The sequence below is a fragment of the Aeromonas sp. ZOR0002 genome (assembly GCF_963866995.1).
GTDB classification, from domain to species: Bacteria; Pseudomonadota; Gammaproteobacteria; order Enterobacterales; family Aeromonadaceae; genus Aeromonas; species Aeromonas caviae.
This window is the reverse complement of sequence record NZ_CAWMFQ010000274.1, coordinates 445-6,532: the sequence shown is the minus strand read 5'-3', so window position 1 is coordinate 6,532 and position 6,088 is coordinate 445. Positions and strand designations below refer to the sequence as shown.

Sequence of the window (6,088 nt, the reverse complement as noted above, 5' to 3'; positions counted from 1 at the left end):
CTTGTCCGGCCGAAGGGCCTGCCAGTCGGCAAGGCGGCTGCCGGCCCAGCTGCCGAGCTCCAGATCGCTGCATTGCAGCGGTAGTTCGGGGCGATCGAGCCTGGCATAGGTGAGCATCTCCTCGATGAGGGCATCGAGGGCGCCGAGGTCCCGCTCCAGTCCCTGCTGCTCCTCGGGTGAGGGAGGCTCGGCCAGCATGGCGAGGCGATAGCGCAGCCGCACCAGGGGGGAGCGCAGCTCGTGGGCGATGGCGTCGGTCAACTGCTTGCGACTGGCCAGCATGGCCTGCAACTGCTCCGCCATCTGGTCGAAGGTGCGGCCGACCCGGCCCAGGCTGCTGCCGGGCGGCAAACCGGTGCGACAGGAGAGATCCCCGTCGCCGACCCGGCGGGCGGTCTGTTCGAGCTGTTGCAGGCCGCGCCAGTGGGGGCGCAGCCAGAGCAGGATGGGCAGGCCGAGGGAAAGGCCGATGAGCAGCAGCAGCCCCACGTCCACCCAGTGCAGCTCGTGCAGGTAGGAGAGGTAGGGGACGGGGCCGACGATCAGCACCTTGTCGGTGTTCGGGATGCGCTGCAGGAAGGTGTCATCCTCCTCGACGATGACGATGTTGCCCGCCTCGAGGAAGGCCTGATCCTCGCTGGCCAGGGGCTGGTTGGCGAGGACGCCGATCTGCAGCGGCAGATTGAGCTGGCGGCTCTGCTCGCCGGTGCGGGTGGCCCAGTGTTCCGGCGGCAGCCGGGCCAGCTCGCCAGTGAGCAGGCCGAGGGAGCCTTGCATCATCCGCTCCAGATAGCGGTCCCCCGCCCGCTCTGCACTGACCTGATAGACCAGCCCGATGAGCAGAATGGCGAGGGTGAAGCAGCCTATCAGCAGCAGATAGAACTGGATAAACAGGCGTCGCATCGGGGCTCTCCTCTTGCCTGGATTGCGTCTGGACATTGCCTTGTTGCCCCTCATCCCCAACCCTTCTCCCGCAAGGGGAGAAGGCTGAGAGCATCAAGGTCATTCGGCGGGGCTTATTCCCAGGCCTGGGGTACTAGCAGGTAACCTTTCTGGCGCACCGTCTTGATCCAGATCGAGTTGTTGCTGTCATTCCCTGGCTTCTGGTGTGCAGGCGTGTGAGACACCAGATCATTCCCAAGCCTGGGGTACGAGTAGATAACCCTTTTGGCGCACCGTCTTGATGCGGGTCGGGTTGTTGCTGTCATCCCCGAGCCGGCGGCGCAGACGGGAGATGGCCACGTCCATGCTGCGATCCTGGCCGTCGTAGTCGCGCCCCCGCAGGCTGCGAAACAGCGCCTCCCGCCCCAGGATCTGGCCGGCGTGGCAGGCCAGCTCCCACAGGAGGTCGAAATCGGCGGTGGAGAGGGGAATGCTCTCCCCATCGAGGCGCACGTCCCGACCCGGGCCGTCTATCTGGAGGCGGCCGAACTGCAGGCGCTGGGGCGGGGCGGCGGGGACCACGGCCTGCTGGCTCTGCCCCTGCTGGCGAAACTGGACTCGTAGCCGGGCCAGCAGCACCGGGGGGGGCGTGGTCTTGAGGATGTAGTCGTTGGCCCCCAGCTCCAGGCTCAGGATCTGGTTCATGTCGCTGTCGAGCGAAGTGAGCATGACGATGGGGCCGGCAAAGCGCGGACGCAGATCCCGGCACAGGGAGAGGCCATCCTGCCCCGGCAGCATGATGTCGAGCAGCACCAGATCCGGCTGCTCGGCAAGGGCCCTGTCGAGTGCCCGGTCACCCCGGGTCTCCAGCAGCACCTCGATGTCGTGGCGACCGAGCCAGCTGCTGATGAGCTGGCCTATCTCGGGATCGTCTTCAACAAACAGAACGCGTGGCATGGTGGCGTGATTCCCCGGTCATGGCGTGAGTGGGCGTGTCGCCAGCATAACGGCTGCGTCCGCGCTCTGCACCGGGATAACTAATCAATGCGGGGGTTTTTGCCCCTTCTCCCGGGGGAGAAGGGGGGACAGGATGAAGCGGTTGGCATCGGGCCGCCCCACTTGTCCCGTGGCGGGTCGGTCCGATGAGGCAGGCTCCGTGCCCTTCAGTGGCCAAAGCGGCCCCGGCTGCCATGGGGCAGCCGGGGAACCGCCCGGATCAGCCGCCCTTGCGCTTCAGGTACACCCCGGCTTCCATGTGGTGGGTCCAGGGGAACTGGTCGAACAGGGCGAAGCGGGCGATCTCGTGGGTTTCACCGAGCACGGCCATGTTGGCCTGCAGGGTCTCGGGGTTGCAGGAGATGTAGAGGATGTTGTCGTAATCCTGCACCAGCTTGACGGTGGCGTCGTCCAGACCGGCCCGGGGCGGGTCGACGAAGATGGTGTTGCACTGGTAGGCGCGAAGATCGACCCCCTTGAGGCGGTTGAACTCCCGCTCACCGCGCATCGCCATGGTGAACTCCTCCGCCGACATGCGCAGGATGATCAGGTTGTCGACACCGTTGGCGGCGATGTTGAACTGGGCGGAGTCCACGCTCGGCTTGGCGATCTCGGTGGCCAGCACCTTGCGAAAGTTCTGCGCCAGGGCGATGGAGAAGTTGCCGTTGCCGCAGTAGAGCTCCAGCAGGTCCCCCTCGCTCTCTTTGGTCACGTCCAGGGCCCAGCCCAGCATCTGTTCGTTGATGGCGGCGTTGGGCTGGGTGAAGCTGTTTTCCACCTGCTTGTAGACCAGCTCGCGCCCCTGCACGGTCAGGCGTTCGATGACGAAGTCATCCCCCAGGCAGATCTTCTGCTTGTGGGCGCGGCCAATCAGTTGCAGCTCGAACCCCTTGGCACGCAGGTCGGCCTGCAGCGCCTCGGCGGCCTGCTGCCACTCGGCTTCCAGCTTGCGGTGGTAGAGCAGGCTGACGCAGATCTGGCCGGACTGGGTGGAGAGGTAGTCGATCTGGAACAGCTTCTTGCGCAGCACGGGGTGCGGGCGAAGCCCGGCCAGCAGCACCGGCATCAGCCGGTTGATGAGCAGGCTGGCGGTGGGGAAGCTGTCGACCCGGATGATCTCCTTGGTGGCCGGTGCATACATGCAGTGGAAGAGGTCATCCCCCTCGTGCCAGATGCGGAACTCGGCGCGCATCCGGTAGTGCTCGGCGGGGGAGGCGTGCAACTCCAGCGCGGGCGGATTGAAGGGGGCGAATAGCTGGGTGAGGCGATCGCGCTTCTCGTCGAGCTGGGCCTGGTAGTCGGCAGGAGTCCGTCTGCCCTGGGCGTCGGCGGAAGAGGGCTGGGATTGAGTCATGGATACCTCGCATGCACCGGGCTGAGCCGGGGAAAGACCGGGGGAAGGCCGCAGCCAACCAAAGGGTGGGGATTTTAAAAGGCCGTTGCGGATTGTCCAAGTTTTTTGTGGTCAAGAAGTGGCCAGTCGGGCCGATAACCGATCCACCACTATAGGCGGGAGAGTAATGATGCAAATTGATGGCATGGGCGCAGCCCAACCCAAGGGAGTGGGCATTGCTCCCAAATCGCCTCAACAGACGGAGTCGAAGACGGCGGACAAGGGGGATGAGGTCTCCCTGAACAAGCCCCCGAAATGGGCCCAGGTGCTGATCCAGCAGGCGCTGCAATTTGCGCTGGAGATCAACGGCCAGGGCTACAAGGCACCCAAGGTGCAGGAGCCCCAGGAGGTTACTCCGGAGACCCTGTTCGATTTCCAGTCGGTGGCGGACAACGTGTTGCAGTTCGTCACCGGGCGGATAGGCGCGGCCCGTGCCGACGGCAAGTCCGACGACGACCTGACCAAGATGATGGAGCAGGCCCGCAAGGGGGTGGACAAGGGCTTCGGTGACGCCAGGAAGCAGCTCGGTGACTGGGCGGACAACGAGGACATCAAGACCGGCATGGATCAGAGCTACAAGCTGATCCAGAAGGGGCTCGACGAGTTCGAGAAGGAGTTCTTCGGCAAGGTGTCGACCACGGATCTGGGGGATGCCAGGATGGCCAGCCGCCAGCAGGCCCTCCTCGAGATCGAGACCCGGGACGGGGACAAGGTGATGCTGCGCTTCAGCGACAGCTGGCAGTTCAAGTCCCAGAGCGATGGGGGTGGCAGCCAGTTCAGCCTCAAGTCGAGCCAGAGCTTCGACTTCTCCCTGGAGGGGGATCTCGACAGTGCCGAGATGGATGCCATCGGCACCCTGGTCAAGGGGCTGGACGAGCTGGCCGGGCAGTTCTTCAAGGGGGGCGACGGCAAGACCCTGGCGGACGGGCTGAACGGGCTGCAACTGGATGACAGCCAGCTGGTCTCCTACTCCCTCAAGCTCAAGCAATCGGCCAAGTTGAGTCAGACCTACCAGGGGGCCAGTTCCCTGCAGGAGAGCCTCAAGCCCCTGGCGGACTACCTGCCGAGGCTCAGCCGGTTGCAGCAGCAGGCCGACGCCCTGTTGCCCCCTTCCCAGCAGGAGGCGCTGACGCCCACCGTGCTGGCGGCGCGGGGTCAGGACGGGGCGACCCAGGGGGCAGGCTTCATGGGCTTCAACCAGCGGATGCTGGAAGCCATGAGGCTGCTCGGCCAGCAGATGGCGACCGGCTAGTCTGGCGACGCCCCCGTGATGCTGGCGGGGGCGGGGTGTTTGCCAGCCCGTCCCCGGGCTGGCACACTGCCCTTTTCCCCAGCCCGGCGATGCCATGAACCCCAAGAAGCCAAGAGACAAGCGCGAGCTCTGCTACCCCTTCATCTTCGAAACCCAGTTCCAGTGCGACTACGAGATCGCCACCGACGAGCTCTGCTGCCAGGTGGGGGCCGTGCTCTCTCATCTGATGCCGGATGAGGATACTCGGCCCGTGATGGCGGATCTGGCGACCCTGCAGCGGCTCATCTACAACCTCAACGGCTCGGTGCGGGGACGGCTCGGCATCTTCGAGGAGGATCTGGACTGGCTGAAGGGACGGTACGATCACTACAACGAGGCGAGTCGCGGCCGGGTGACCGGCTTCGTGCTGCCCCAGGGGCCCCAGCCCATTCCCACCCTGCACCTGTGCCGCTGTGGCAGCAAGAAGGTGGTGCGTCTGCTGGTACGCCTGGAAGAGAGCGGCGTGCGCTTCGATCCTATCCTCTATCGCTTCGCCAATCTGCTGGCCAACTTCTTCTTCGTGCTCACCGTCTACCTCAAGCAGGCGTGGGATGTGACCGAAGTCCCCTATGTCAGCATCAACTACTGATATAAATGACTGAAAAGGCTTTTATTTTTCTAGAAGATCAAAGACGATCAAGCAAAGTTATTAAAACTTGGATGGTGCCGACAGCGGAGTGGGAGAAGCCATGACATCGATTCATCTCAGTGGCAGTTCGTTCTTGATGCCGGGCAACCTCGCCTGGCGACCCCTGGCTGAATACGGCGAAGTGCAGGTTGCCCCTCATGGCCAGTGGCTGCAGACCCTGATGCACCAGAGCACCGAGGCTGCGGCCGGGACCCATATCATTATCTGGCTGTGGGAAGATCTGGTGCCTGCCCGGACCCTGCAGGAGTGGGGCCGTCTGGCGCAGGATGAGCAGCTGCTGGCGGTTGCCGCCTTCGTCGACGCGCTCTGCCAGCCTCTGTTGCAGCATCTGCAGCGCCGCCCGCAGGATCATCTGCTGGTGGGGACCTGCAGCCATGCGCCGCTCTGTGTCTATGGCACGGCCCCTGCCGTGCTGGCCGTGCTGGCCAGTGCGTTCGAGCAGCAGATGGCCCGCCTGCGCCTGCAGCAACCCGGCCTGGACGACCTGCACCTGCCACTCTGGCTGCAACAGTATGGCCGCCAGCACTGCTTCGATCGGCGCAACCTCTATCTGATGTCCTGCCCCTTCTCCATGGCCGGTCTGGCCAGCCTGGCGCAGTGGATTCTCCCCTTGCTGCAGCGGTTGCAGCAACCCGCCCACAAGGTGCTGGTGCTCGACTGCGACAATACCCTGTGGGGCGGCGTGGTCGGCGAAGACGGTGTCGGCGGCGTTTTGCTGGGGCAGGACGGGATGGGCCGGCTCTACCAGGCCTTCCAGCAGGCGGCCAGCCACTGGCACGGGCAGGGCATAGTGCTGGCGCTCTGCTCCAAGAATCTGGCTGACGATGTGTGGCGGCTGTTTGACGAGCATCCCGGCATGGTGCTGACACGGGCGCAG

Annotated in this window: 5 protein-coding genes and 1 pseudogene; 3 read left to right on the top strand and 3 right to left on the bottom strand. The window is 64.7% G+C overall.

Annotated features, from left to right (window positions below):
* The 3 genes from AACR77_RS14860 to trmA form a co-directional block, all read right to left on the bottom strand.
* Window positions 1-903: HAMP domain-containing protein (locus AACR77_RS14860; protein WP_042882519.1), on the bottom strand; the 903-nt coding region annotated here is incomplete at its 3' end.
* Between the two features lie 228 nt (window positions 904-1,131).
* Entirely contained in the window at window positions 1,132-1,839 is a 708-nt protein-coding gene (rstA, locus tag AACR77_RS14850; protein WP_010676073.1) for a two-component system response regulator RstA, read from the bottom strand.
* Window positions 1,840-2,098: 259 nt separating this feature from the next.
* Window positions 2,099-3,232: a tRNA (uridine(54)-C5)-methyltransferase TrmA gene (gene trmA / locus AACR77_RS14845; protein ID WP_042882517.1), complete on the bottom strand. Its 1,134-nt coding sequence runs from the start codon at window positions 3,230-3,232 to the stop codon at window positions 2,099-2,101.
* Between the two features lie 169 nt (window positions 3,233-3,401).
* On the opposite strand from trmA, the gene AACR77_RS14840 reads away from it, so the two are divergent.
* The 3 genes and pseudogenes from AACR77_RS14840 to AACR77_RS14830 all read left to right on the top strand — a co-directional run.
* Window positions 3,402-4,523 (top strand): DUF5610 domain-containing protein, encoded by a 1,122-nt coding sequence (locus AACR77_RS14840; protein WP_042016467.1) that lies wholly within the window; start codon window positions 3,402-3,404, stop codon window positions 4,521-4,523.
* 94 nt (window positions 4,524-4,617) lie between these two features.
* A complete protein-coding gene (locus AACR77_RS14835; protein ID WP_042016441.1) occupies window positions 4,618-5,151 on the top strand; it encodes an ATP--cob(I)alamin adenosyltransferase in 534 nt (177 codons plus the stop codon).
* 100 nt (window positions 5,152-5,251) lie between these two features.
* Window positions 5,252-6,088: pseudogene (locus AACR77_RS14830) on the top strand (HAD-IIIC family phosphatase); the annotation flags it as partial.